Genomic DNA, 23967 nt, shown 5'->3' on the forward strand with positions numbered 1-23967 from the left:
GGTCGAGGTGATCCTCGGTCCGGGGCTTCCGTCGATCCGCGCCTGATCGCCGATCAGGAGGCGGGCACGGCCGTCGGGGTCTGCACCGAGGTGCCCCCGACGTCGACGCCGTTGTACTCCTTGAGGTGCGCAATGGTCGCGTCGACCTCCGACGCGCGGGCGGCGTCGTCCCAGCCCAGCACGGCGCCCGTGTGCTCGGCGAGCTCCTCGAGGAGCTCGCGGCTCAGGCCGCCCGTGAAGGCGTGGTTGGTGCGGCGCATCACCAGGTCGATGAGGTGCACCACGCTCTCGCGCTGGGCGAGGTAGCGGATCTCACCGGTGGTGAAGTCCTTGTCGAAGTCGAGCGCCTCGTCGTGTCCGTCGGCCAGGGCCTCGATGACCTCCTGCGCGCGGGTGCCGTAGCGCTCGAGCAGCTGGCCCGTGCGGGCCGAGGAGAGCCCGGAGCGGTGCTGGCTGATCCACTGCGCGCGGGACGCGTCGGTGCGCGGGAAGCCCTTGCCGCCTCCGATGGGGGTCTTCACGGTGGAGACGCGACGGGTCACGCCGATCCGCTTGAAGACCTCGTTCGAGAGGTGCTCCGACAGGGCGCGGAACGTCGTCCACTTGCCGCCGACCAGGCTGAGCACGGGCGAGCCGTTGCCGGGGAGCGTCGAGGGCTCGATGCGGTAGTCGCGGGAGACGAAGCCCGGGGCCTCGTCGTCGTGGCGGGGCAGCGGGCGGATGCCGGAGAACTTGAAGACGATCTGCGAACGGTCCACGCGGATGGCCGGGAAGACGTGGTTGACGAGCTCGAAGAAGTAGTCGATCTCCTCCTCCGTGCACACCGCCGGCTTCGTGGGGTCGGCGTCGATGTCGGTCGTGCCGACCATCACGCGGCCCTTGAGCGGGTAGATGAGGACGATGCGTCCGTCGCTGTGCTCGAAGAACATCTCGCGACCCTCGCAGGCCTCGACCAGCTCGGGGTTGTCGAGCACGATGTGCGAGCCCTTGGTGCCGCCCATGAATTTCGTGGACGTGCCGAGGGCCGTGTTGGTGAAGTCGGTCCACGGTCCGGAGACGTTGACGACGACGTCCGCCGCGAAGGTGAACTCCTCGCCGGACTCGCGGTCACGGAGGACGACGCCCTTCTCGTCGGCGCCGACGGCCTCGACGTAGTTGGCCGCGCGGGCCTTCCTGCCGCCGATCAGCGCGTCGTGGAGCACGTCGAGCGCGAGGCGCTCGGGCTCGTGCACGGAGGCGTCGAAGTAGGTGGCGGTGTACTTGATCTTCGGGTCGAGCTTGGGGAGCTCGCTCAGCGAGCGCTTGCGCCCGTGGAACTGGTGGCGCGGGACCGTGCCGCCGTCGCGGGAGAAGAAGTCGTACATCGTGAGGCCGACCTTGATCAGCAGCGCACCGCGCTCCTGCGGCTTGCCCGACTTGTGGGTCAGGAAGCGCAGCGGAGCCGCGAGGATGCCCGAGAACGTCGAGTAGATCGGGATCGTCGTCTGCAGCGGCTTCACGTAATGGGGAGCGATCTTCAGCAGGCCGTTGCGCTCGTGCACGCCCTCGTTGACGAGTCGGAACTCGCCGTTCTCGAGGTAGCGGATGCCGCCGTGGATCATGTGGCTCGAGGCGCTCGAGGCACCGGAGACGTAGTCGCCGCGCTCGACGAGGGCGACGTCGACGCCGTTGAGCGCGAGCTCGCGGAAGGTCCCGATGCCGTTGATGCCACCGCCGATGACCAGGACCGTGGCGCGGGGGTTGTCGCGGAGAGCAGCGACGCTCTCGCGCAGAGCGGAGTTTCCGGGAGTTCCGTCGGACTGTGCCACTTCGTACTCGCCTTCGTGTCGTAGGGGTGTCGTCGAGGCCTCCGCACCAGCGTGCACCGGGGAGATGACCGATTGATTTCGCGGAGGAATACAGTCATCCTTGACCCGACAACACATCCGGTCAAGACGGGTGGAAATCCGTGCAGGGAGCGCTATGACCCCGGTGAGACCGGTCGTCGAACTCGACGAGACGACCCACGCGACCCATCCCGACAAGACGCGGGACGCGCTGCGTGCGGCCCAGCTGTACTACATGCAGGATCTGACGATGGACGCGATCGCGCACGAGCTGCACACGTCGCGCTCCTCCGTCTCGCGCCTGCTCTCGCACGCCCGCGCGACCGGCCTGGTCGACATCCAGATCCGCTCCCCCCTCGACCGGGCGAGCGCCCTCTCGGCCGAGGTGCGGTCCCACTTCGACATCACGGCGCACATCGTGCCGGTGCCGGACCACACCAGCGAGATCGACCGGCTCGAGCGGGTCGCCCTGTCCGCAGCGAGGATCCTCGGGCAGTTCATCGACTCGAACATGATCGTCGGCATCGCCTGGGGCTCCACGATGAGCGCGATCAGCCGCCACCTGATCGCCAAGGAGACGCACAACACGCAGATCGTGCAGCTGAACGGCGCCGGCAACACCGAGACCACGGGCATCAACTACTCGAGCGAGATCCTCCGCCGCTTCGGTGACGCCTACGCGGCGAAGGTCCAGCAGTTCCCGGTGCCGGCGTTCTTCGACGACCCGACCACCAAGCAGGCGGTGTGGCGCGAGCGCTCCACCCGACGGGTCCTGGAGCTGCAGCAGCGGATGGACGTGGCGCTGTTCGGGCTCGGGTCGCCGTTCGCGGCGGTCCCCTCGAAGGTCTACATCGGCGGCTACCTGGAGCCGAGCGACTTCACCTCGCTCAGCGGCTCCGGGGTCGTCGGCGACGTCGCGACGGTGTTCTACCGGTCCGACGGCAGCTGGGACGACATCCCCATGAACGAACGTGCAAGCGGTCCGGACCTCTCCACCGTGCGCCGCGCGTCGCGCCGGATCTGCGTGGTCTCGGGGGCCTCCAAGCTGCCCGGCCTCCGCGGCGCCCTCGCCGCGGGCCTGATCACCGACCTCATCCTCGATGAGGGCACGGCCCGCGCCCTCATCTCGGACTGACGTCCGCGCTCCCCTCCCCCTCCCCCGCCGCGAGATGCCACTTCGGTACGCGACACGCCGACGCGGGCGTACCGAAGTGGCATCTCGCGGGGCTCAGCCGAGCAGGGCCCGACGCACGCGGGCGACGGTCTCCTCGGGATCGAGGAGCACGCCGGAAGAGCGCACGCGGACGACCCGGTAGCCGAGGGCCTCGATGGCCTCGATGCGCCGGATGTCGCGCTCGTACTGGTCGCGGTCCGTGCGGTGCTGGTCGCCGTCGTACTCGACCACGACCCGGCGGTCCCGGTAGACGATGTCCACCCGCGCGACGAACCGGCCCTCGTCGTCGTACAGCTCGCTGTTCAGCTCCGGTTCTGGAAGTCCGGCCCGCAGGAGCAGGAGGCGCAGCAGCGTCTCCATCGGAGACTCCGCGCCGGCACGCACCCAGGTCACCGCCTCGCGGGCCCGCCGCCCGCCGCGGCCTCGGAACGAGACCGCACGAGAGGTCAGCGCCTCCGGGTCGATGCGCCATCCGCGCCGTCTCCCCTCCTCGTCGCGCCCGACGATCGCGTCACCGAGGACGACCAGGTCATCGAGGGAGAGCAAGTCTGACAGGTGGCAGAACGTGGACGCCGGGTCGGCGACCGGGTAGCCCGCGTCGATCACCGTCACCGCGGGGTCCCAGAGGTGGTGCGAGCGGACACCGATCCGGCGCGCGGCACGCTGAGGCGGCGCGACGGACACGTGGAGCGGCGTCGTCGCGCCGGGACGCGGACCGGGCAGGCCGAGCAGATGCGCGGCCGTGCCGTGCGAGAAGAACTCGCCGGGGCGCATGATCGCGCCGTACGCACGGATCCGCTCGTCGAACGTGAGCGGCTCCACCGCTGCGCGCGCCCCGCGGAACACGACGACCGGGTGCTCGGCCGCCAGCCCGCGCCTGGTCGTGCCGTCCCTCGACGCCGTCACCCCGGCCTGCCCGCTGTCCATGCCCCGAGGATGTCCGACCCGCCCCTGCCCTCGCAGAAGTTCTCCACAGCCCCCTCCGCGAGATGCCACTTCGGTACGCGACACGCCGGTGCGGGCGTACCGAAGTGGCATCTCGCGGAAGGGGAAGGGTGAGGCGAGAGCGGGTCAGGACTCGCGGGCGTGCGCGTCGAGGAACTCGTAGACCTCGGCGTCGTCGATGCCGGGGAAGGTGCCTGACGGCAGCGGTGCGAGCACGTGCGCGTGCAGGCGCGCGCTCGGCCAGGCGTTGCCGTCCCAGCGCGCGGCGAGCTCCGACGGGGCGCGCCGGCAGCAGGACTCGTCGGGGCAGCGGGAGAGCTCGCGGCGGTCGGTGTCGCGGCCTCGGAAGAAGCGGGCCTCGGCGAACGGGACGCCCACGGTGATCGAGAACTCCTCGGTGGCGGTCGTGCCGGTCTGCGACGCCGACCAGAAGGTGCCCGCCGGGGTGTCGACGTACTGGTAGTACTCCGTCGTCCGGTTGGTCCGGGTGAACGCGGAGCGCGCCGACCAGTAGCGGCAGACCACCTGGCCCTCGACGGCCCCGGTGACGTCGGTCGGCAGCGGCAGCCCGTCGTTCTCGTAGGCCTTCTGGATCGAGCCGTCTCCCAGCACCCGCAGGAAGTGCATCCGGATGTCGAGGTGCGAGGTGAGCAGGTTCGTGAAGCGCAGGGCGGCGGCCTCGTGGGTGACGCCGAAGCCGTCGCGGAAGTCCTCCACCGAGATGTCCCGCTCGCGCTTCGCCTCCTGGAGGAACGCGACCGCCGGCTCCAGCGGCATCAGGCACGCGGCGGCGAAGTAGTTGATCTCGAGGCGCTGGCGGAGGAAGTCGGCGTAGGTCACCGGCCGCTCGTGCCCGAGGAGGCGGTGCGCCATCGCCTGCAGCGCCAGCGCCCGCAGGCCGTGCCCCCCGGGAATCGAGGCGGGCGGGAGGTAGATCCTGCCGTTCGCGAGGTCGATCACCGAGCGGGCGGAGTGCGGCAGGTCGCCGACGTGGATGATCTCGAAGCCGAGGTGCCGGGCCATCTTCGAGACGGAGCTGTGGGTCAGAGCTCCTCCGCGGTGCCCGACGGTGCGGAGCATCTCGCCCGCCACCTCCTCGATCTCGGGCAGGTAGGAGCTGCGCTCGCGCAGCTGGAGCCGCTGGGCGGTGTTGGCCCGGCGCGCCTCCTCCGGTGTGGCACTCGCCTCGCTCCGTCGCCGGGCGAGCTCGCGGTAGACGCCGAGGAACGCCTCCAGCACGGGCGTGCTCAGCCCCTTGTTGACCTTGAACTCGGGCAGGCCGAGCGAGCGGTACAGCGACCCCTTCTGCACGCGCGCCAGCTCGATCTCGAGCGCGGCCCGCTCGCTCGGCGGCTCGTCCGAGAGCAGCGCCGCCAGCTCGACGCCGAGCGCGGCCGCGAGGCGCTGCAGGAGGGAGAGGCGCGGCTCGCGGCGGCCCGTCTCGATCAGCGAGAGCTGGCTCCCCGACACGTCGACGCGCTCGGCGAGCTGCCCGAGGGTCAGTCCGCGCCGGGTGCGGAAGTGGCGCAGGCGCTGCCCGAGCAGCACGGCGTCGGAGCCCGGGGCGGGTGTCGAGGGATCGGTCACGGCGAGCTCCAGCGGTCGGTTGTGACGGAAGCGCAAAAAGGCGGTTTCTTGACCGCCTGAGCGCCGGGAATACCTCCTGATCCTCCTCCATCCTGGCTTCAGGCGCCACTGAGCGCCCCTCCCGGCCCGGCCGGCCTCTTCCCGGCTGCGGCCGGCGACTCCCCACCCCCGTCGACGACGACCACCGAAAGCGGAGCCAGCATGAGCATCTACAGCAACACCGTCCGACTCGAGCCGAGCACCATGACCGCGCCGACGTCCGTCCCCGCGCCCGTCGTGCCGCCGGCGCCCCTCGCCCTCCGCCGCTGGGTGCGCGAGACCGCCGCGATCCTCCAGCCCGACGCGATCGAGTGGAGCGACGGCTCCCCCGCGGAGTGGTACCGCCTGACCGAGCGGCTCGTCGCCTCCGGCACGCTCCTCCCGCTCAATCCGGAGTGGCGGCCCGGCTCGTTCCTGGCCCGCACCGACCCGGACGACGTCGCCCGCGTCGAGGACCGCACCTTCATCTGCACGACCGACGAGGCCGACGCGGGACCGACCAACAACTGGCGCGAGCCCGCCGCGATGAGGGCCGAGCTCGCTCCCCTCCTCGACGGAGCGATGCGCGGACGGACGATGTACGTCGTCCCGTTCTCGATGGGGCCCGTCGGCGGTCCGCTCTCGCAGCTGGGCGTCCAGGTCACCGACTCGGCCTACGCGGTGCTGAACCTGCGGATCATGGCGCGCGTGGGCTCCGAGCCGCTCGCCGCCTTCACCGAGGAGACCCCGTTCGTCCGCGGCGTGCACACCGTGGGGCTGCCCCTCCGCGACGCGGACGGCGTCACCCGCGAGGACGTCGCCTGGCCGTGCAGCCCCGTGAAGTACATCACCCAGTTCCCGGAGACGCGCGAGATCGTCTCGTACGGCTCCGGCTACGGCGGCAACGCCCTGCTGGCGAAGAAGTGCTTCGCCCTGCGCATCGCCTCGGCGATGGGGCGCGAGGAGGGCTGGCTCGCCGAGCACATGCTGCTGATCCGCATCGTCTCGCCCGAGGGACGGCGCTACCACGTCGCCGCCGCCTTCCCGAGCGCGTGCGGCAAGACCAACCTCGCGATGATGCAGCCCGCGATCCCCGGCTGGCGGGTCGAGACGCTGGGCGACGACATCACCTGGATGCGCCGCGGGGAGGATGGACGCCTCTGGGCGATGAACCCCGAGACGGGCTTCTTCGGCGTCGCTCCCGGCACCGGGGAGACCTCGAACCCGAACGCCGTGCAGACGCTCTGGGGCAACACGATCTTCACCAACGTCGCGCTCCGCGAGGACGGCGACGTGTGGTGGGAGGGCCTGACCGACGAGGTCCCGGAGCGGCTGACCGACTGGCGCGGGCAGCCGTGGACGCCGGCGTCCGGCACGCCCGCCGCGCACCCCAACTCCCGCTTCACCGCGCCGGCCGCGCAGTGCCCGTCGCTCTCCGCCGACTGGGACGCCCACGAGGGCGTGCCGCTGGACGCGATCGTCTTCGGTGGCCGACGGGCGAGCAACGTCCCGCTGGTCACGCAGGCCACCTCGTGGCAGCACGGCGTCTTCCTGGGTGCGACCGTCGCCTCCGAGAAGACCGCGGCCGCGGAGGGCACGGTCGGGGAGCTGCGCCGCGATCCGTTCGCGATGCTCCCCTTCTGCGGCTACAACATGGCCGACTACTTCGCGCACTGGCTCGCGATCGGCGCCGAGCTCGGCGATGCGGCGCCGGCCGTGTTCCAGGTCAACTGGTTCCGGAAGGACGCGGACGGCGAGTTCCTCTGGCCCGGCTTCGGCGAGAACGCGCGGGTGCTGCAGTGGCTCGTCCGCCGCCTGGAGGGGCTGGCGGAGGCGCGGCGGAGCCCCCTCGGCGACCTGCCGGTCGCGATCAATACGCACGGGCTCCTGCTCTCCGCGGCCCAGAAGGAGGAGCTGTTCTCCGTCCCGGTGGAGGCGTGGCTGGAGGAGTGCGCGCTCACGGAGGAGTTCTTCACGCGGTTCGGCGACCGGCTGCCGCCCGAGCTGTCCGCCGAGCTCCAGGCCCTGCGGCTCCGGCTCCTCGCCGAGAAGCTGCCGCTGGCGGCCTGATCCCCCTGACCGAGCCGGCTCCTGCCGGACACCCCTGTGGCCCGCGGGCGGATCATCCCCCTTTCCTCGCACCCCCGCGGGTCCACTCCCCCCTTCCGCTCCCACGACGACGGGCACCATGACCGACCGCATCACGCTCCGCTTCCTCGCCTCCCCGCAGGACGCCACCGCCGACGGCCGCAGCGCCCAGGCCGGCCGCGTCCTCGAATGGATAGACAAGGCCGGCTACGCCTGCGCCGTGGGCTGGAGCGGCGGCTACTGCGTGACGGCGTACGTCGGCAACGTCCACTTCACCCGGCCCATCTCGGTCGGCAACCTGATCGAGGCGACCGCCCGCGTCATCCACACCGGGCGCACGAGCATGCACGTGCTGGTGCAGGTCGCGCAGGCGGATCCGCGGACCGGCCTCTACGAGGACGCCACGCACTGCCTCCTCGTGTTCGTGGCCGTCGACGACGAGAAGAGGCCGCGGTCGGTCCCGGAGTGGCGGCCCCGCTCGATCGAGGACCTGTCCCTCGCCGAGGGCGCCGCCGCGCGCATCGACGGCCGCCGACGGCTGCACGACGTGATGCGCGCCGAGGAGTACACCGAGGAGGGCACCGGTCCGCGGATCGTGTTCCGCTTCCTCGCGGCGCCGGGCGACGTCAACTGGGGCGGCAACGCCCACGGCGGGATCGTGATGCGCTGGATCGACGAGGCGGCCGACGCGGTCGCGCAGCGCTGGACCGGCCGCGACGCGGTGGCCGTCTACTCCGGCGGGATCCACTTCTACCGTCCGGTGCGCATCGGGCACCTCGTCGAGGTGGAGGCGCGCCTCATCCACACGAGCGCCCGGAGCATGCACCTGGCGGTGCACGTGCGCTCCGGGGACCCGCGGACCGGCGAGCTGGAGCTGACCACGCAGTGCCGGAGCGTCTTCGTGGTGCGGGGCGCCGACGGGGCGGCCGAGCCGGTCCCGCCTCTCGAGCTGCGGACCGAGGAGGACCGGCGTCTGGACGCCCATGCGCGCGAGCTGATCCTCCTGCGCGCGGCGCTGCCGCCGCTCCCGCTCGCGGGGACGGCCGGCGCTAGGGTCGGAGCGTGAAGCTGCCGATCCTCGTCCTCAACGGCCCGAACCTGAACCTGCTCGGCACCCGCGAGCCCGAGCTCTACGGCTCGGACACCCTCGTCGACGCCGAGGCGCTGGCGGCGGAGGCGGCCGAGCGGCACGGCTTCACGGTCGAGACCTTCCAGAGCAGCTCGGAGGGCGCGATCGTCGACCGGCTGCACGCGGCTCGCGGCTCCGTCTCGGGAGTGGTGCTCAACGCCGGGGCGTACACGCACACGTCGATCGCGATCCGCGACGCCGTCCTCGCGACCGAGCTGCCGATGGTCGAGGTGCACGTGAGCAACGTGCACCGGCGTGAGCCGTTCCGGCAGCACTCCTACCTATCGGACGTCGCGATCGCCGTGATCGTCGGCGCGGGCATCGCCGGCTACGGCTACGCGGTGGACGTGCTCGCGCGAGCGGCGGAGAAGCGATGAGCGGCCTCGGACGCTCCTTCGGCAGCGCGGTCGACGCCTACGACCGCGGGCGGCCCGGCTACCCCGACGACGCCGTCGACTGGATCGTGGGGCACGCCCCCGCGCGGGTGGCGGGCGCCTTCGTCCCGGAGCGGGCCCGCGCGGCGGGAGCCGACGCCTCCGATCGGCTGCGCGCCGTGGACCTCGGCGCGGGAACGGGCAAGTTCACCGCGTCGCTCGCGTCCCGCGGCCTCGCCGTGACCGCGGTCGAGCCCGACGCGGAGATGCTCGCGCGGCTCGCCTCGAATCTGCCGGGGGTCCGCCCCGAGGAGGGGACGGCCGAGGCGATCCCCGCCGCGGACGCCTCCGCGGAGCTCGTCACCGCCGCGCAGTCGTGGCACTGGGTCGACGCCGAGCGCGCGGGAGCCGAAGTCGCCCGCGTCCTGGTGCCGGAGGGCGTGCTCGCGCTGGTGTGGAACATCCGCGACGAGTCGGTCCCCTGGGTGCGCCGGCTCGGCGAGGTCGCCGGAGCCTCCACCGCCGAGCGCTTCGAGACGCTCCGGCCGCCGCTCGGCTCCGCTCTCGAGCGGGTGGCGTTCGCGGCCTTCGAGTGGTCCTTCGAGCTGGACCGAGCCGGGGTGCGCGACATGTTCGCGTCCCGCAGCTCCGTCATCGCGATGCCCGACGAGGAGCGCGCCGCGGTCCTCGCGGCGGTCGACGCCGTGGTGGACGAGGAGTCGGGCGGGAGCGGGACCGTCGCGATGCCGTACTCGACGCGCGTGACGATCGCGCGCCGCTCCTCCTCCGCCTGACTCCGCGCCGCGCGCCGCGGACCGCCCCGCCCGCCGACTACCCTCGGAGGGCGCCGCACCGGCGCGAGCACCGAGAGCACGAGGAGAGACGCACGTGAGCATCATCGCCGCCGCAGACGGGTCCGCACTGGGCAACCCCGGCCCCGCCGGCTGGGCCTGGTACGTCGACGACGAGCGCTGGGCCGCGGGCGGCTGGTCGCACGGCACGAACAACATCGGCGAGCTCACCGCGGTGCTCGAGCTGCTGCGCGCGACCGCGCAGGAGGAGGAGCCGCTGCACATCCTCTGCGACAGCCAGTACGCCATCAAGGCCTGCACCGAGTGGCTGCCGGGCTGGAAGCGGAAGGGCTGGCGCAAGGCCGACGGCAAGCCGGTGATGAACGTCGAGATCATCAAGGCGCTCGACGAGGAGCTGCAGGGCCGGGCCGTCACCTTCGAGTGGGTGAAGGGGCACGCCAACCACCGGATGAACGAGGCCGCCGACGTCCGCGCCCGGAGCGCCGCGACCGCCTACCAGCGCCGGCAGCCCGTCGACGCCGGACCCGGATGGCCGACGGCCGCCGCCGCGCCCGCCGCGGCCGCTGCGCCCCCCGTCGAGGACTCCGCCACCCTCTTCTAGCCGCGTTCCCCCTGGGGCAGCCGCAGCAGCCCCGTCGCCACCAGCTCGCGCACCCGCGGCAGCACCGAGTCGGACACCGCCTCCTCCTCGACCTGGAGGAGCGAGGCGACCGCCGCCGCGATCGCCGCCACCGAGAGCTCGCCGTCGCAGGCGCCGACCACGGCGGCGAGCGCCGTGTCGACCTCCTCGACCCGGGCGAACCCGCCGCCCTGGCGCAGCCGCAGCACCGTCGGATCGTCGTTGCCCGGCCAGTAGTGCCGCTCCTCCGTGACGTCCCCGGCGACGACCAGGGCGAGACCCGCCAGAGCGCGGTCGTCGATCGACGCGAGGGCCTCGGCCGCGTCGAGGCAGGCGGCGAGGTGGCCGCCCAGGCCCGCGGTCGCGACCGGCGTGGTGATGCGCTCGAGGCGGCGGATCGGCGGGCGGGGCCGCTCGGGCAGGCGGAGCGTGACGTAGCCGAAGCCGACGCCGGTCACCCCGCGCCGCTCGAAGTCGGTCAGCCAGGCGTCGACCAGCGCGTCGAACGCGGGGCCGCGGGTCGTGCCGCCGTCCCGGATCCAGGTCTCGGCGTAGACCGCCGGATCCTGACGCTCGCGCTCCACGACCCAGACGTCCAGCGGAGAGGCGGTCCCGCCCATCCAGGCGTCGAGCCCCTCGGGCCCCGCCTCGAGCGCCTGCTCCAGCGGGCTGCGGGCGTCGGCGAGCCAGTCCGCGATCCGGTCGAAGGCGTCCGCGCCCTCCCGGTACTCCCAGTTCCCCAGGAGCTGCGCGACACCGCCGGGCACCAGGTGCTCGGCTGCTCCGAGGATCACGCGGCGCACGATCTCGTCGCCCTCCAGCCCGCCGTCGCGGTACTCGTAGGAGGGGACGCCCTCGGCTCGCGGCGTGATGACGAACGGCGGGTTCGTGACGATGTGGTCGAAGCGCTCCCCCGCGACCGGCTCGTAGAGGCTGCCGAGGCGGAACTCGATGTTCTCGATCCCGTTGAGCGCCGCGGTGAAGGAGGCGAGCGCGAGCGCGCGCTCGGAGATGTCGGTGGCGACCACCTGCTCGGCGTGGCGGGAGGCGTGCAGCGCCTGGATCCCGCAGCCGGTCCCCAGGTCGAGCACGCGGCCGACGGGCCGCTGGATCATCAGGCCGGTCAGCGTGAGGCTCGCGCCGCCGACGCCGAGCACGTGGTCCTCGTCGAGGGCGCGGCCGAGGGCGAGCTCCCCGAGGTCGGAGGCGATCCACCAGGAGGCCGCGCCGCGCTGGTCGACCACGTCGTAGGGGCGCAGGTCGAGGGCCGCGGTGACGACGGCTCCGGCCTCGACGCGCACCAGGCCGAGCTCCACCGCCCCCTCCAGCGCGAGAGCGCCGAACGCCTCGTCCGCGTCGTCGGCCGAGACGGGATCGGCCAGGAGGAACAGGCGGGCGAGGGTGGCCAGCGCGTCGTGGTCGCCGCTGCGCTCGAGGGCGCGGCGGGCGGGGACCCGGTCGCCGCGGTGCAGCGCCTCGGCCGCTTCGTCGCCCCAGAGCCCCCGCACGGCGTCCACGCCGTAGCGGGCGCGGATCAGATCGTCGCGCAGGAGGGCGATACGGGCTCGGTCGAACGGGTCTGCGGAGAACACTGCTCCATCCTCCTGCACGCGGGTCGGCCACCGGGGCCGCCGCGGCCGTACGATCGGAGGCATGCCGCTGACCGGAGAGTACGAACCCAGCACGTCCGAGTGGGCCGGCGAGCAGGCGGAGCTCTACGAGCGGACCGGCGGAGCCGAGGGGAACCTCCTCCGCGGCCGCCCCATCATCGTCCTGACCACCGTCGGCTCGAAGAGCGGGAAGCTCCGCAAGACCGCGCTGATGCGCGTCGAGCACGAGGGCGAGTACGTGGTCGTCGCGTCCAAGGGCGGTGCGCCCGAGCACCCCGTCTGGTACGGCAACATGCTCAAGGAGCCGCACGTCGAGCTGCAGGACGGGCCCGTGAAGAAGGACTACGCCGCGAGCGTGCTCGAGGGCGATCTGCGCGCGACCTGGTGGGAGCGCGCGGTCGCCGCGTGGCCGGACTACGCCGAGTACCAGACGAAGACCGAGCGGCAGATCCCGCTCGTGCTGCTCACTCCCTGGTCCTGAGTGCGGTGGGCGGCTCGGCCCGTCGCTGAAGCGGCCGTCCTCCGGTCGAGGTCGCGCCGCACGGCAGGCGCCTCACGCGGGCGGCGAGCCCAGCGGATCCGGTCCGGCCTCAGACCCGGGCCGCGATGAGGTCGAGCACCTTCGGGCTCGAGAGCAGCGCGAAGTGGCCGACCACCGAGACCGCGATGTTCTCGCGCGCCCCGGCGAGGCGGCTCCCTCCGGGGATGTACTGGTCGCGCATCCCGTAGATCGACGTGATGCGCGCGTCGGCCTCGCGCTCGGCCAGCAGGGTGCGGATCAGCGGGCGGTGGGGCGCGAACTCCCGGAGCGCCCGCGCCGGGGCGATCCGTGCGAGCGACGAGCCGTTGAACGGGGTCGAGACGGCGATCATGCGCTCGATCCGCCCGTCCTCGCGGTCGTCGACGACCATCATGTGCTTGCCGATCAGGCCGCCCTTGCTGTGCGCGACGACGACGACTCCGCGCAGATCGTGCTCGCGCAGGTAGTCCTGGCCGAGTCCGGCCGACGCGACGATCGGCCGCGTGTTGTAGCCGAGCGCGGGCAGCACGTGGATCGGATGGCCCGCCGCGTGCAGCCGCTCGGCGACGGGCCGGAGGAACTGCCACGTCTCGTAGATCCCGGGGATGAGCAGCACCGGAGCGCCGTCGCCGGACGCGTACCGCGACACGTCCCAGCCCTCCCGCAGGTGCACGAAGCGCGAGCCGTAGGCGTAGCGGTAGTCGCGGAGGTACGCGCGCCGCAGCGAGGTCGAGCGGCGCGGGCGGGCGGAGTCACGTGCCGGCATGGGCCCGCTCCAGCTCCGCGATGTCGAGGCGGCTCATCGCGAGCATCGCCTGCAGAGCGCGCGCGGACGCCTCGGGGTCGGCGCCTCCGAGCAGACGCGGGAGGACCTCCGGCACGATCTGCCAGGACAGCCCCCAGCGGTCGCGGAGCCAGCCGCACCGGCTCTCCTCGCCGCCGTCCGCGATCAGGGCGTCCCACATCCGGTCGAGCTCGGACTGGCCGCCGACGGTCACGATGATCGAGACGGCCTCGGTGAACGGGAACCGCGGCCCGGCGTTGATCGCCTGGAACCGCTGCCCGTCGAGCTCGAACGTCACCGACAGCACCTCGCCGGGCGACGGGGAGCCCTCCGGCAGCACCTGGCTTCCGGTGATCCGCGAGTTCGGCACCAGCTCCGTGTAGAAGCGCGCCGCCTCCCCCGCGCCGTCGTCGAACCAGAGGAAGGTGCTGACCGCGCCCATCGGAGTCTCCGTCCTGCGCGGGAGGGTCTCCGCGGCTCCCTCAGTGTGCCGCGGAGGCGCCCTCCCCGCGACGGATCACAGCGGGTTGACGCCGAACGCCGTGGCCAGCTTGTCGATCTTCTTGGCGCGGCCCAGCCGGGGCAGGTCGCTGCCGTCGCGGATGACGCGGCCGCGGGCCTCGAAGTCGTCGAGGAAGTCGCGGGCCCAGGCGACGTCGGACGGCGTCGGGCTGATGACCTCGTTGATCACGGCGAGCTGCTCGGTGTCGAGGCAGAGCTTCCCGGTGAGGCCGAGCGAGACCGTGAGCGCGGACTGCTCGCGCAGCACGGGGTGGCTGTTCGAAACGGTCGGGCCGTCGATCGGGCCGGGCAGGTCGCCGATGCGCGAGGCGACGACCAGGCGCGAGCGCGGGTAGGCCATCGCGAGATCGTCGGCGCTGGTGCCGGTGTCGCGGCGGTAGTCGCCACTGCCGAACGCGAGGCGGAAGGTGCCGCGGGCGCGGGCGATCGAGACCGCCTCCTCGATGCCGAGGGCGGACTCGACCAGGGCGAGCACCGGGGTGGAGCCGCCGAGGCGGTCGAAGGTCTCGGTGACGTGCTCAGCGGCCTCGGTCTTGGCGAGCATGACGCCGGCGAGGCCGGGCAGGCCCTTCAGCGCGTCGACGTCGTCGGACCAGAACGGGGTGGAGTGGTCGTTGATGCGGACCCAGGCGCGCTTCTCGCCGGTCAGCCACTCCGCGACGTCGGTCCGCGCGTCGGGCTTCGCCTTGGGGTCGACCGCGTCCTCGATGTCGAGGACGATCTGGTCGGCGCGGGACGCGTGCGCGGCGTCGAACGTCTCGGTGCGGGTGGCGTTCACCAGCAGCCAGGAGCGCGCGATCTCGGGGGCGACGTCGCGCCCCTTCCGCTTCGCGATGGCGGTGGTGGTGGTCTCGGGCAACGTCACGTTCGGGTCCTCTCGGTGGCGCGGTCCTCGCTCCGCGGACGCCACCGCTCTGCGACGGCGCCGGGGACAAGGGTAGCGGCTCCCCGTCGACGGGGCTCCGGGCACTCCGGCGTCTCTCCACTCCGGGGCTGCGACGCCCCGAGCGCTCCGGATCAGCGGCCCTCCGGACGCTCCCACAGCGTCAGCACGGTCGTCGGCACCCGGATCCGCTCGCGCGCGACGAACCCCGCCTCCGCGAGCACCGTGTCCGCCTCGCCCTCCGGCAGCGCCTGCCAGACCCGGTCCTCCCCGGCGAGCGCGGCGTGCAGCGCCTCGCCCTCCAGCAGGACGTCCGAATACGTGCCCGTCGTCCCGTACGGAGCGGCGAGGGCGACGTCGTCCACGCCCGCGAACGCCTCCGGGTAGGCGGCGAGCGCCAGGCGGGGCCGGAGCGAGACCGTCCCGGAGGAGCCGAGGAGGACGGCGTCGCCCGGACGGGCCCGCTCCTCGACGGCGGCCGCCAGACCGCGGAGATCCTGCCCGGCCGGCTTCCCGGTGACCGTGCGCATCTGCACCAGGACCGGCACGGCGGCCACCGCGATCAGGGCGAGGAGGGCGACGCCCGTCCGGGCCCTGAACGAGTCGAGCGCGAGGCCGAGGAGGACCGCGAGGGCCGGCGTGCTCGACGCGAGGTAGCGGGGGGTGAACATCGGCTCGACGAGGAGGGTCCCGAGCACCAGCACCGCCGTCGGCAGCACGATCCAGAGGACGAGGGCCGGCAGGAGCGGCCCGCGCAGGCCGCCCCGCACCGCGGCGACCGCGAGGAGCGCGACGGCGATCCCGGCCAGCCACCACGCGGATCCGAAGAACGGCTCGACCAGGACGGTGAACGCGGTCACGGGCTGCGAGCGGAGCCAGCCGACCTGGCCGCTCTGCCCTGCGGCGAGGAGCAGCACCGGCACGGCGCCCAGTGCCGAGAGGGCGCTCGCCGGGAGAGCCCGCACGGCACCCCGGGGCGCCGCGGCCGCGGCGAGAGCGACGAGAGCCGGCAGCACCAGCACGGAGTAGAGGAACACGGCGTTCGCCAGACCCGCGACGACCGCGAACGCGGTCCAGCGCAGGGCGCCTCCGGAGCGGGCCGCCCGCACGACGAGGACCGCCGCTCCCACCACGAGCGCGGTGGCCAGAGCGGAGGATCGCGCCTCGGTCCCCGAGAACGAGGACCGCGGGAGCAGCACGAGCACCGCGGCGGCGAGGAGTGCCGCCCGGGGCCGATCGAACGATCGCAGCAGGACGACGACGCCCACCGCCGCCGCTCCCGTGGCGAGAGCGGACGGCGCCCGCACCACGAGCTCCGACTCCCCGGCGATCGCGATCCAGCCGTGCATCAGCAGGCCGTAGACCAGGTGCACCGCGTCCTTCTCCTGCACGAAGGCGAGGAGCTCCCCCACCGGGAGCCGCGCCAGGCGGAGGGTCGCGGCCTCGTCGTTCCAGTAGGAGGGGATCCAGGAGCCGACGAGGGTCAGCGCGGTGGCGAGGGCGAGGACCGCGCTCGCGGGCAGGGTCCGGAGCGCGCGCATCCCGCCAGCGTAGAGGCCGGACTCAGCGCGCCGAGCGCTCGGCGAGACCCTTCGCGTACGCGGCCTGGCCGACGTGCTGCGTGTCGTCGTCGATCACCGAGACCAGCCGCACCCCGAGGGTCACCGGCGGATCCCACTGCTCGTCGACGACGCGCGCGAGGTCCTCGTCGCCGAGCGTGTCGAGGAGGGCGAGCGTCTGCCGGTGTACGGCGTCGGCGTACTCCGCGAGCAGCGCGGCCGGCACCGCGGCGAGCGCCGCCACCTCGGCCGGCTCCTGCCCGTAGCCGGTCTCGTCGGGCCCGAAGGGCAGGCCGGACCGGCCGTGGAAGCCGTCGGCCGTCCACACCTGCTCGTGGCCGGCGAGCGGGGCGAGGTGGTCGTCCTGCACCCGGACGAGATGCCAGACGAGCCAGGCGGGCGAGTTCGAGCGGGCGTCCGCGCGGAACGCGAGCTGATCGGGGGTGCTGTCGTCGAGGACGGCGTGCACGTTCTCGTGCACCCGGCCGAAGGCGTCGCGGAGGAGGTCGATGGCTGCGCTCATGCCGCCAGCCTGCCGCTCCCGCGCCCGGTGCGGCACCCCCTCCGCGCGCCTCGGAGGAAGTGCGGAGGCGGGTGCCCGATACTCGGCCCGTGACCTCCGGATCCTCGAACCTGGCGACGAAGCCGTGGCTGACCTCCTACGCGGAGGGCGTGCCCGCCGAGATCGACCCTCCCACCCAGACCCTCGTCGACCTCCTCGAGGACTCGGTCGCGCGGTACCGCCGCGGCACCGCCCTCGAGTTCTTCGGCGCCGAGACCAGCTACGCCGAGCTCGGCGAGCGGGTCGCGCGCGCGGCGGAGGGCCTGCGGCGCCTGGGCGTGCGCGCCGGCGACCGCGTCGCGCTGGTGCTGCCGAACTGCCCGGAGCACGTGGTGGCGTTCTACGCCGCTCTCCGCCTCGGAGCGATCGTGGTCGAGCACAACCCGCTCTACACGCCGCGCGAGCTGCGGCGGCAGTTCGAGGACCACGGCGCCCGATTCGCGGTCGTCTGGGACAAGATCGCCGACGTCGTCGCGACCATGCCCGCCGACCTGGGCATCGAGCGCGTCGTCTCCGTCGACCTCACCCGCTCCTTCCCGCTCGGCAAGCGCCTGGCGCTGCGGCTCCCCCTGCCGTCGGTGCGCCGGTCGCGCGAGAAGCTGACCGCGACCCCCCGCAGCCGCTCCCTGGTGCCCTTCGCGTCGCTGCTGAAGAACCGCCGCATCGCGCGCTCGCACCCCCGCCCGGTCCTCGGCGACACGGCCCTGCTGCAGTACACGAGCGGCACCACCGGGACACCCAAGGGCGCGATCCTCTCGCACGCGAACCTCCGTGCGAACGCCCTGCAGGGCCGCGCCTGGGTGCCGGGCCTGCGCGAGGGCGACGAGACGTTCTACGCGGTGCTCCCCCTGTTCCACGCCTACGGGCTGACGCTGTGCCTGACCTTCGCGATCAGCATCGGCGCGAAGGTCGTGCTGTTCCCGACCTTCGACGTCGGCCTCGTGAAGGCGGCCGCGAAGTCGTCGCCGCCCACCTTCCTCCCCGCGGTGCCGCCCGTGTACGACGCGCTGGCCCGCGCCTCCGAGCGCCACGAGCTCGACCTGCGCGGCATCCGCTTCGCGATCTCGGGAGCGATGAGCCTGCCGGTCGCGACGGTCGACCGCTGGGAGCGCGCGAGCCGGGGACTCCTGGTCGAGGGCTACGGCATGACCGAGAGCTCGCCGGTCGCCCTCGGGAACCCGGTCGGCCCGACCCGCCGGCCCGGCACCGTGGGCGTGCCGTTCCCCAGCACGACGATCCGCCTCGTCGACCCCGCCGATCCGTCGGTCGACCGCGGCCCGGGCGAGTCCGGCGAGCTCCTGCTCCGGGGGCCGCAGGTGTTCCAGGGGTACTGGAAGCGGCCGGAGGAGACGGCCGAGGCCCTCCTCCCCGGCGGCTGGCTGCGCACGGGCGACATCGCGACCGTCTCGGCCGACGGCTTCGTGACGATCGTCGACCGGGCCAAGGAGCTCATCATCACCGGCGGCTTCAACGTCTCCCCCTCCGAGGTCGAGGGAGTGCTGGAGTCGCACCCGGACGTGACGCGCGCGGCCGTCGTCGGGCTCCCCCGCGAGGACGGCGGCGAGAGCGTCGCGGCGGCCGTGGTCCTGCGGGCCGGGACGGCCGTGGATCCGGAGGCGTTGCGCGACTTCTGCCGGCTGCACCTGACGCCCTACAAGGTGCCCAAGCGGATCGTCCCGGTGGACGAGCTGCCGACCTCGCTGATCGGCAAGGTGCTGCGCCGCCAGGTGCGCGAGAGTCTGCTGGACTGAGGCGACCGGAGCGGGCGGTGGCCCGCGAGGAGGAGGACGACATGGCGAGGATCGTGCAGTACGAGCGGATCGGCGGGCCCGAGGTGCTCGAGACCGTCGAGGCGCCGGAGCCCGAGGCGGGGCCCGGAATCGTGGTGGTCGCCGTCCGCGCAGCCGGCGTGAACCCGATCGAGTGGAAGGTGCGCTCCGGCCTGCGCCCGAGCCCGCCGTTCGACGGTCCGCGGAGGCTCGGGTCGGACGGCTCCGGCGTGGTCTCCGCCGTCGGTCCGGGCGTGACCGGTTGGAGCGTCGGAGACCGGGCGATCGTCAGCGGCGCCACCGGCACCTACGCGACCGCCGTCGCGGTCTCCCCCGACTCCCTCGATCCGCTCCCCGACGGACTCGGCTTCGAGGAGGCGGCCGCGCTCGGCATCCCGGTCTCCACCGCCTACCAGGCGGTGGTCTCGCTCGGCGTCGCGGAGGGATCGACGTTCGTGGTCCACGCGGGCGCCGGCGCGGTAGGACGGGCGGCGATCCAGTTCGCCGTCGACCGCGGAGCCCGGGTGATCGCCACGGCGAGCCCGGCGAACCACGAGGCGCTGCGCGCGCTCGGAGCGGTGCCGGTCGCCTACGGGCCCGGGCTGCTCGAGCGGCTGCGCGCCGCAGCGCCCGAGGGCGTCGACCGCGTGCTCGATGCGGCCGGGACGGACGAGGCGCTCGCCGCCTCGCTCGCGCTGGTGGCGGATCCGCAGCACGTCGGAACGGTGGTCGCCGGCCCTCGTGCGGCAGAGCTGGGCATCCGGGCCTGGAGCGGCGGCAGTCCCGTGCCGCTGACCGAGGAGGAGCAGCGCCTCCGCCGCGAGGGCGTGCCGCTGGCCGCCCGGCTGGCGAGCGAGGGGCGCTTCGCGGTCGCGACCGGTCCGCGCCTCCCGCTCGAGCAGGCCGCCGAGGCGCATCGGCTCAGCGAGGACGGCCACGTCCGCGGGAAGATCCTGCTCGTTCCCTGACCCGGGCCGGCATCCGGCATCCGTCTCCCCACCGCTTCCCCCGCTCTCACCGTCGAGAAGGAGTCCCCGTGTCCACTGACGACACCACCCCCGTGATCCTGGGGGGCGCCCGCACCCCGTTCGCCCGCTTCTCCGGAGCCTTCGCGCCGCTCTCGGGCGTCGAGCTCGGCGCCGCTGCCATCCGAGGGGCTCTCGAGCGCTCGGGCGCCTCCGCGGCCGACGTCGACGCGGTCGTGCTCGGCCAGGTGATCCAGGCCGGAGCCGGTCAGGGCCCCGCCCGGCAGGCCGCGGTCCTCGCGGGCCTGGGCTGGGACGTCCCGGCGGTCACGATCAACAAGCTCTGCCTGTCGGGTCTCACCGCGGTGATCGACGCGGCGCGGATGATCCGGCTCGGCGAGGCGCAGGTGGTCGTCGCCGGAGGGCAGGAGTCGATGACCAACGCGCCGCACCTCCTGCTCGGATCCCGCTCGGGCCTGGGTGTCGGTCCGCGTCCGCTCGAGGACGCACTCCTCCACGACGGCCTGCTCGATCCGTTCGACCGCCGCCTGATGGGGAGGGTGACCGACGACGGCAACGCCGCACGGGGCATCCGCCGCGAGCGCCAGGACGCCTTCGCCGCGCTCTCGCACCAGCGGGCCGACGCGGCACGGTCCACCGGCGTGCTCGCCGAGGAGATCGTGCCGGTCGCGGTTCCGCAGCGGCGCGGACCGGACCTCGTCGTGTCCGCCGACGACGGGATCCGGGAGGACAGCACGGTCGAGACGCTCGCCCGGCTGGCCCCCGCGTTCTCGCCCGAGGGCACGATCACGGCGGGCAGCTCGTCCCCGATCACGGACGGCGCCGCCGCGCTGGTCGTCGTGTCCCGCGGCTGGGCACGCGAGCGCGGACTGCCCTGGCTCGCGACCGTCGCCGAGCACGGGCAGGTCGCCGGACCGGACAACTCCCTCCACTCGCAGCCGTCGGCGGCGATCCTCCGGGCGCTCGGCCGCCGCGGTGCAGCGGTGTCCGACCTGGACCTGATCGAGATCAACGAGGCGTTCGCCTCCGTCGTCCTCCAGTCGGCGGACGATCTCGGCGTCGAGCCCGAGGCGGTCAACCCCGACGGCGGGGCGATCGCGCTCGGCCACCCTGTGGGCGCCTCCGGAGCACGGCTGGCCCTGCACCTGGCGCTGGCCCTCCGGCGCCGGGGCGGCGGTCTGGGCGTCGCCGCGCTCTGCGGCGGAGGCGGCCAGGGCGAGGCGCTGATCCTCGAGGGCTGACCGGCGGTCCGCCCCCAGGAGCGCGTCGGCGCCTCCGGCTACGCTCGCGGGATGAGCATCCTGAGCGCCGACGGCCTCGCCTTCGTCACCGAGCGCCACCTGGCCACCCTCTCCACCCCCGGCCGCCAGGGCCGCCTGCACGTGGTCGCCGTGGGCTTCACCTACGAGGACGGCGTCGTCCGCGTCATCACCTCCCGCGAGAGCCAGAAGGTGCTCAACGTCCGGCGGGGCGGCACCGCGACGGTCGGGCAGGTCGACGGCATCCGGTGGCTGAGCCTGGGCGGTCCGGCGACGATCGAGGAGGAGCCGGACGCCGTGCAGCACGCCGTCGAGCTCTACTCCCAGCGCTACCGCAGCCCGCGCCCGAACCCCCTCCGCGTCGCCATCCGCATCGACGTCGACTTCGCCCTCGCCTCCTCCGGCCTGCGCGCGGAGTAGCCGGGTGGCCCGCGGCGACGCGCTGGGCGGGGGCGGTGCCGTCTCCTCCCTCCGCACCTACCGCTACGTCCGCCTCTCCCTGGTGGCGGCCGTGGTGCTCCTCACGGCCGGCCTCGTCCACCAGCTCGTCGTCGGAGGCCCGCTGCGCTCGATCAGCGCCTCGTACTACACCCCGGTCCGCTCCCTCTTCACCGGGGCGCTCTTCGCGGTCGGCGTCGCGCTGGTCGTCCTCGCCGGGAGGAGCGTGCGGCGCTTCCTCCTGCTGCTGGCGGGCATGACGGCGCCGGTCATCGCGATCGTGCCGGTGCCCCTCGCCTCGGAGGAGCTGCAGCGCCTCCAGGGAGCGGTGTGCCCGGCGGGAGGGGCGTCGTGCCTTCCCGCGACGGCCGCGGGCGAGGTCGCCGCCTCCCTGCCCGCCTATCTGGTCACGGCCGCGGCCGTCCTCGTCGCCTCCGTGATCCTGCTCGCCCTCGACCGGGTCCTCGACCGCTGGGCGCTCGTCCGCACCGCGATCGCCGCCGCCCTCCTGATCGTCCTGGCGGCCTGGAGCACGCTCCCGTCGTTCCTGCGGCTCGGCCACTACGCCGCCGCCGGCGTCTTCTTCCTCCTCATCGCCGTCACCGCGGGTCTGCACGCCGTCGCGGTGCGCGAGGAGGGAGCGAGCGGGCCGGGGACGCCGCGCTTCTACTCCCGCTGCTACGCCGTTCTCGCGGTGCTGATCGCCGCGGTCGATGCGGCGCTGGTGCTCCTGCTTCTCACGGGGCGGGGAGCGGAACTTCTCGGCGAGCAGTGGCTCCTGCTCGGCGAGGCCGTCGCGCTCGCCCTCTTCGGGATCTTCTGGGTGCTGCAGACCGTCGAGAACTGGGATCGTCCCGACGTGCTGCTCGTCGCGCGGGGCTGAGGGGGCCGGTGACGGACGGCCCCCTCAGCCGCTCAGCGCTTGAGGGTGATCGAAGAGCTCCGCCCGAGGTTCCCTGCGGCGTCGGAGGCGTGCGCGACGATCGCGTACCGCCCGGCCGGGTAGGAGGAGGCCGAGACGGTCAGGCGCCACGTGCCGTCCGACGCCCTCGTCGCGTCGCCCAGCCGCGTCGCTCCGCTCCAGAAGCTCAGCTTCGTCGTGCCGACGTCGTCCTTGGCGGTGGCGACCAGGGTGACCGAGCCGCGCACCGTCGATCCGCTCGTCGGCGCGGTGATGACGGTCTTCGGAGCCGTGGTGTCGCGCGACGGCGCGGGCGAGCCTGCGGGTGCCGGAGTAGGAGCCGCGGTGGGCGCCGACGTGGGAGTCGGGGTCGGGGTCGGAGCCGGTTCGTCGCCGAGGCCCCAGGCCGTCCACAGCTCCTCCGCGATCATCGCCTGGCCGGCGACGTTCGGGTGGAAGTAGTCGACGTCCGTCGAGAGCTGGTCGAGCGAGATCGGAGCCGCCGTGAGGGCGCCGCCGTCCCAGACGCAGTCGTTCGCGGCGGATACGCAGGCCGATTCGAGTGCCTCGTTGAAGTCGGCCTCCCGGTCCTCCGCCGCCGCGAGCGAGGCGGTGTAGGCCGAGCCGGTGAGCGGGGCTCCGGTCGTGGCGTCGACTCCGCGCTGGGTCCGGCAGACCCCGCCCCAGGCCCAGATCGCGGCGCCCGGCGTCGGCTTCACGGCTTCCCACTCCGACTCGATGTCCGGGACCGAGCCGACGAGCACCGTCGCCTCCGGCCACTCCTCGCCGATCGAGCGCAGGATCCGGGTCGCCGACGCGGCGAAGGAGGCCGCGGGCGTCATCGCGTAGCCGTCGCGGGAGTCGGGCGAGAGGCTCAGCGAGCAGAGGTCGTTGCCGCCGATCAGCAGCGTGACCACGTCCGGCTCCTCCCCGGCCGCGACCGCGGCGTCGATCCGCGACTCGACGCCGCTGATGACCGCGCCCGACTTCGCGTAGTTCACCGCGCGGACCGCCGTCCGCGGATCCGCCGCCGCCATCCGGCTCGCGATCGAGTCGACCGCGGGCGCCGATCCCGTCGCCCAGGAGTTCTCGACGCAGTCGCGGTTCACCCCGCAGGTCGTCGCCGCGCGCGTGATCGAGTCGCCGAGCGCGAGCAGCGTCTGCGTCCCGGACGCCTGCGCCGGCGGTGCCGCCAGGAGCCCCGCCAGGAGCGCGATCGCCCCCGCGCCGACCCCTGCCGCTCTCCGCCGTCCCCTGTGTGCTGTGGTCCCCATGTCGTCCCGTCCCCTGGTCGTCCGTCGCTCGAGTGCCTCGCGTGCTGCGAGAGCACGAGGGGCGAGCGTACGTCGCTGCGGATCCCCCGACGGACCGGAGGAGGGCGGCTCCCGCCCGGCGCGGCCCGGATGGGGGACACGGAGGACGTCTGTCGGCGGTCGGGCGGGAGCGATCCGGGAGGGGAGAGGCGGGCGGCCGCGAGCACGACGGCTGCTCACCGCGGAGGACCGGCCTTCGGCCGCAGGGCGGGAACGGCAGGGCAGACGGCGAGCGCGACCAGCACGTTCTCGCAGAGCGGGCCGCCGGGAGAACGCAGAAGGCCCGCTC

The 23967-nt window shown here is 73.7% G+C and carries 22 protein-coding genes; 12 read left to right on the top strand and 10 right to left on the bottom strand.

What is annotated here, in order from left to right; genetic code table 11:
- Positions 1 to 53 precede the first annotated feature (53 nt).
- Complete coding sequence (locus GSU40_RS11530; protein ID WP_244229470.1) at positions 54 to 1808, bottom strand: glycerol-3-phosphate dehydrogenase/oxidase; 1755 nt, start codon at positions 1806 to 1808, stop codon at positions 54 to 56.
- Between the two features lie 154 nt (positions 1809 to 1962).
- Here GSU40_RS11530 and GSU40_RS11535 point away from each other — a divergent pair, with 154 nt between their 5' ends.
- Positions 1963 to 2961, top strand: coding sequence for a sugar-binding domain-containing protein (locus GSU40_RS11535; RefSeq protein ID WP_104223198.1), 999 nt, complete (start codon positions 1963 to 1965; stop codon positions 2959 to 2961).
- 93 nt (positions 2962 to 3054) lie between these two features.
- Here the strand turns inward: GSU40_RS11535 and GSU40_RS11540 are convergent, their stop codons facing one another.
- Together GSU40_RS11540 and GSU40_RS11545 are read right to left on the bottom strand one after the other, a co-directional pair.
- Positions 3055 to 3927 carry a DUF559 domain-containing protein gene (locus GSU40_RS11540; RefSeq protein WP_160035050.1) on the bottom strand — a complete coding sequence of 291 codons (873 nt, stop codon included), beginning with the start codon at positions 3925 to 3927 and terminating at the stop codon, positions 3055 to 3057.
- Positions 3928 to 4071: 144 nt separating this feature from the next.
- On the bottom strand, positions 4072 to 5532 hold the full coding sequence (locus tag GSU40_RS11545; protein ID WP_104223199.1) for an XRE family transcriptional regulator: 1461 nt from the start codon (positions 5530 to 5532) through the stop codon (positions 4072 to 4074).
- Between the two features lie 243 nt (positions 5533 to 5775).
- Between GSU40_RS11545 and GSU40_RS11550 the strand changes: the two genes are divergently transcribed.
- The 5 genes from GSU40_RS11550 to GSU40_RS11570 all read left to right on the top strand — a co-directional run bounded on the left by GSU40_RS11550 (position 5776) and on the right by GSU40_RS11570 (position 10554).
- Entirely contained in the window at positions 5776 to 7620 is a 1845-nt protein-coding gene (locus tag GSU40_RS11550) for a phosphoenolpyruvate carboxykinase (GTP) (protein ID WP_160036223.1), read from the top strand.
- A 118-nt stretch (positions 7621 to 7738) separates the two neighbouring features.
- Positions 7739 to 8704, top strand: a complete 966-nt coding sequence (locus GSU40_RS11555; protein ID WP_160035052.1) for a hotdog domain-containing protein — start codon at positions 7739 to 7741, stop codon at positions 8702 to 8704.
- Positions 8701 to 9144, top strand: a complete 444-nt coding sequence (gene aroQ, locus GSU40_RS11560; protein ID WP_104226430.1) for a type II 3-dehydroquinate dehydratase — start codon at positions 8701 to 8703, stop codon at positions 9142 to 9144. The genes GSU40_RS11555 and aroQ overlap by 4 nt, the downstream gene beginning before the upstream one ends.
- Positions 9141 to 9935, top strand: coding sequence for a class I SAM-dependent methyltransferase (locus GSU40_RS11565; protein ID WP_104337272.1), 795 nt, complete (start codon positions 9141 to 9143; stop codon positions 9933 to 9935). The genes aroQ and GSU40_RS11565 overlap by 4 nt, the downstream gene beginning before the upstream one ends.
- Before the next feature lie 94 nt (positions 9936 to 10029).
- Positions 10030 to 10554 (top strand): ribonuclease H, encoded by a 525-nt coding sequence (locus GSU40_RS11570; RefSeq protein ID WP_104223203.1) that lies wholly within the window; start codon positions 10030 to 10032, stop codon positions 10552 to 10554.
- Here GSU40_RS11570 and GSU40_RS11575 read toward each other — a convergent pair.
- Complete coding sequence (locus GSU40_RS11575; RefSeq protein ID WP_244229471.1) at positions 10551 to 12164, bottom strand: methyltransferase; 1614 nt, start codon at positions 12162 to 12164, stop codon at positions 10551 to 10553. The genes GSU40_RS11570 and GSU40_RS11575 overlap by 4 nt on opposite strands.
- A 61-nt stretch (positions 12165 to 12225) precedes the next feature.
- On the opposite strand from GSU40_RS11575, the gene GSU40_RS11580 reads away from it, so the two are divergent.
- Positions 12226 to 12663, top strand: a complete 438-nt coding sequence (locus GSU40_RS11580; protein WP_160035056.1) for a nitroreductase family deazaflavin-dependent oxidoreductase — start codon at positions 12226 to 12228, stop codon at positions 12661 to 12663.
- A 109-nt stretch (positions 12664 to 12772) separates the two neighbouring features.
- Here the strand turns inward: GSU40_RS11580 and GSU40_RS11585 are convergent, their stop codons facing one another.
- From GSU40_RS11585 to GSU40_RS11605, 5 genes are all read right to left on the bottom strand, one after another.
- Entirely contained in the window at positions 12773 to 13468 is a 696-nt protein-coding gene (locus GSU40_RS11585) for an alpha/beta hydrolase (protein ID WP_160035058.1), read from the bottom strand.
- Entirely contained in the window at positions 13455 to 13928 is a 474-nt protein-coding gene (locus GSU40_RS11590; protein ID WP_160035060.1) for a VOC family protein, read from the bottom strand. Before GSU40_RS11590 ends, GSU40_RS11585 begins: the two co-directional genes overlap by 14 nt.
- Positions 13929 to 14003: 75 nt before the next feature.
- Complete coding sequence (locus GSU40_RS11595) at positions 14004 to 14867, bottom strand: CoA ester lyase (RefSeq protein WP_208543400.1); 864 nt, start codon at positions 14865 to 14867, stop codon at positions 14004 to 14006.
- 158 nt (positions 14868 to 15025) lie between these two features.
- Complete coding sequence (locus tag GSU40_RS11600) at positions 15026 to 16432, bottom strand: glycosyltransferase family 39 protein (protein WP_160035062.1); 1407 nt, start codon at positions 16430 to 16432, stop codon at positions 15026 to 15028.
- 22 nt (positions 16433 to 16454) lie between these two features.
- Complete coding sequence (locus tag GSU40_RS11605) at positions 16455 to 16973, bottom strand: DinB family protein (protein ID WP_104246705.1); 519 nt, start codon at positions 16971 to 16973, stop codon at positions 16455 to 16457.
- Between the two features lie 89 nt (positions 16974 to 17062).
- On the opposite strand from GSU40_RS11605, the gene GSU40_RS11610 reads away from it, so the two are divergent.
- The 5 genes from GSU40_RS11610 to GSU40_RS11630 all read left to right on the top strand — a co-directional run bounded on the left by GSU40_RS11610 (position 17063) and on the right by GSU40_RS11630 (position 22347).
- Entirely contained in the window at positions 17063 to 18763 is a 1701-nt protein-coding gene (locus tag GSU40_RS11610; RefSeq protein WP_160035065.1) for a long-chain-fatty-acid--CoA ligase, read from the top strand.
- A gap of 41 nt (positions 18764 to 18804) precedes the next feature.
- A complete protein-coding gene (locus GSU40_RS11615) occupies positions 18805 to 19749 on the top strand; it encodes an NADP-dependent oxidoreductase (RefSeq protein ID WP_160035067.1) in 945 nt (314 codons plus the stop codon).
- Positions 19750 to 19817: 68 nt separating this feature from the next.
- Positions 19818 to 21008 (top strand): acetyl-CoA C-acyltransferase, encoded by a 1191-nt coding sequence (locus tag GSU40_RS11620; RefSeq protein WP_160035069.1) that lies wholly within the window; start codon positions 19818 to 19820, stop codon positions 21006 to 21008.
- 51 nt (positions 21009 to 21059) lie between these two features.
- Positions 21060 to 21446: a pyridoxamine 5'-phosphate oxidase family protein gene (locus GSU40_RS11625; RefSeq protein WP_160035071.1), complete on the top strand. Its 387-nt coding sequence runs from the start codon at positions 21060 to 21062 to the stop codon at positions 21444 to 21446.
- A 4-nt stretch (positions 21447 to 21450) separates the two neighbouring features.
- A complete protein-coding gene (locus GSU40_RS11630) occupies positions 21451 to 22347 on the top strand; it encodes a hypothetical protein (RefSeq protein WP_160035073.1) in 897 nt (298 codons plus the stop codon).
- Between the two features lie 32 nt (positions 22348 to 22379).
- Here GSU40_RS11630 and GSU40_RS11635 read toward each other — a convergent pair whose 3' ends face one another.
- A complete protein-coding gene (locus GSU40_RS11635; protein ID WP_160035075.1) occupies positions 22380 to 23639 on the bottom strand; it encodes a GDSL-type esterase/lipase family protein in 1260 nt (419 codons plus the stop codon).
- Positions 23640 to 23967: the final 328 nt, after the last annotated feature.

Origin of the sequence: Rathayibacter sp. VKM Ac-2805 (assembly GCF_009834265.1) — a bacterium.
GTDB lineage: Bacteria > Actinomycetota > Actinomycetes > Actinomycetales > Microbacteriaceae > Rathayibacter.

Excerpts from the sequence above, each read along its gene's own strand:
- GSU40_RS11540 (WP_160035050.1), bottom strand. The coding sequence starts at position 3,927 with ATGGACAGCGGGCAGGCCGGGGTGACGGCGTCGAGGGACGGCACGACC.
- GSU40_RS11605 (WP_104246705.1), bottom strand. The coding sequence starts at position 16,973 with ATGAGCGCAGCCATCGACCTCCTCCGCGACGCCTTCGGCCGGGTGCAC.
- GSU40_RS11585 (WP_160035058.1), bottom strand. The coding sequence starts at position 13,468 with ATGCCGGCACGTGACTCCGCCCGCCCGCGCCGCTCGACCTCGCTGCGG.
- GSU40_RS11625 (WP_160035071.1), top strand. The coding sequence starts at position 21,060 with ATGAGCATCCTGAGCGCCGACGGCCTCGCCTTCGTCACCGAGCGCCAC.
- GSU40_RS11565 (WP_104337272.1), top strand. The coding sequence starts at position 9,141 with ATGAGCGGCCTCGGACGCTCCTTCGGCAGCGCGGTCGACGCCTACGAC.
- GSU40_RS11590 (WP_160035060.1), bottom strand. The coding sequence starts at position 13,928 with ATGGGCGCGGTCAGCACCTTCCTCTGGTTCGACGACGGCGCGGGGGAG.
- GSU40_RS11555 (WP_160035052.1), top strand. The coding sequence starts at position 7,739 with ATGACCGACCGCATCACGCTCCGCTTCCTCGCCTCCCCGCAGGACGCC.
- GSU40_RS11615 (WP_160035067.1), top strand. The coding sequence starts at position 18,805 with ATGGCGAGGATCGTGCAGTACGAGCGGATCGGCGGGCCCGAGGTGCTC.
- GSU40_RS11600 (WP_160035062.1), bottom strand. The coding sequence starts at position 16,432 with ATGCGCGCGCTCCGGACCCTGCCCGCGAGCGCGGTCCTCGCCCTCGCC.
- GSU40_RS11580 (WP_160035056.1), top strand. The coding sequence starts at position 12,226 with ATGCCGCTGACCGGAGAGTACGAACCCAGCACGTCCGAGTGGGCCGGC.
- GSU40_RS11535 (WP_104223198.1), top strand. The coding sequence starts at position 1,963 with ATGACCCCGGTGAGACCGGTCGTCGAACTCGACGAGACGACCCACGCG.
- GSU40_RS11635 (WP_160035075.1), bottom strand. The coding sequence starts at position 23,639 with ATGGGGACCACAGCACACAGGGGACGGCGGAGAGCGGCAGGGGTCGGC.
- GSU40_RS11550 (WP_160036223.1), top strand. The coding sequence starts at position 5,776 with ATGACCGCGCCGACGTCCGTCCCCGCGCCCGTCGTGCCGCCGGCGCCC.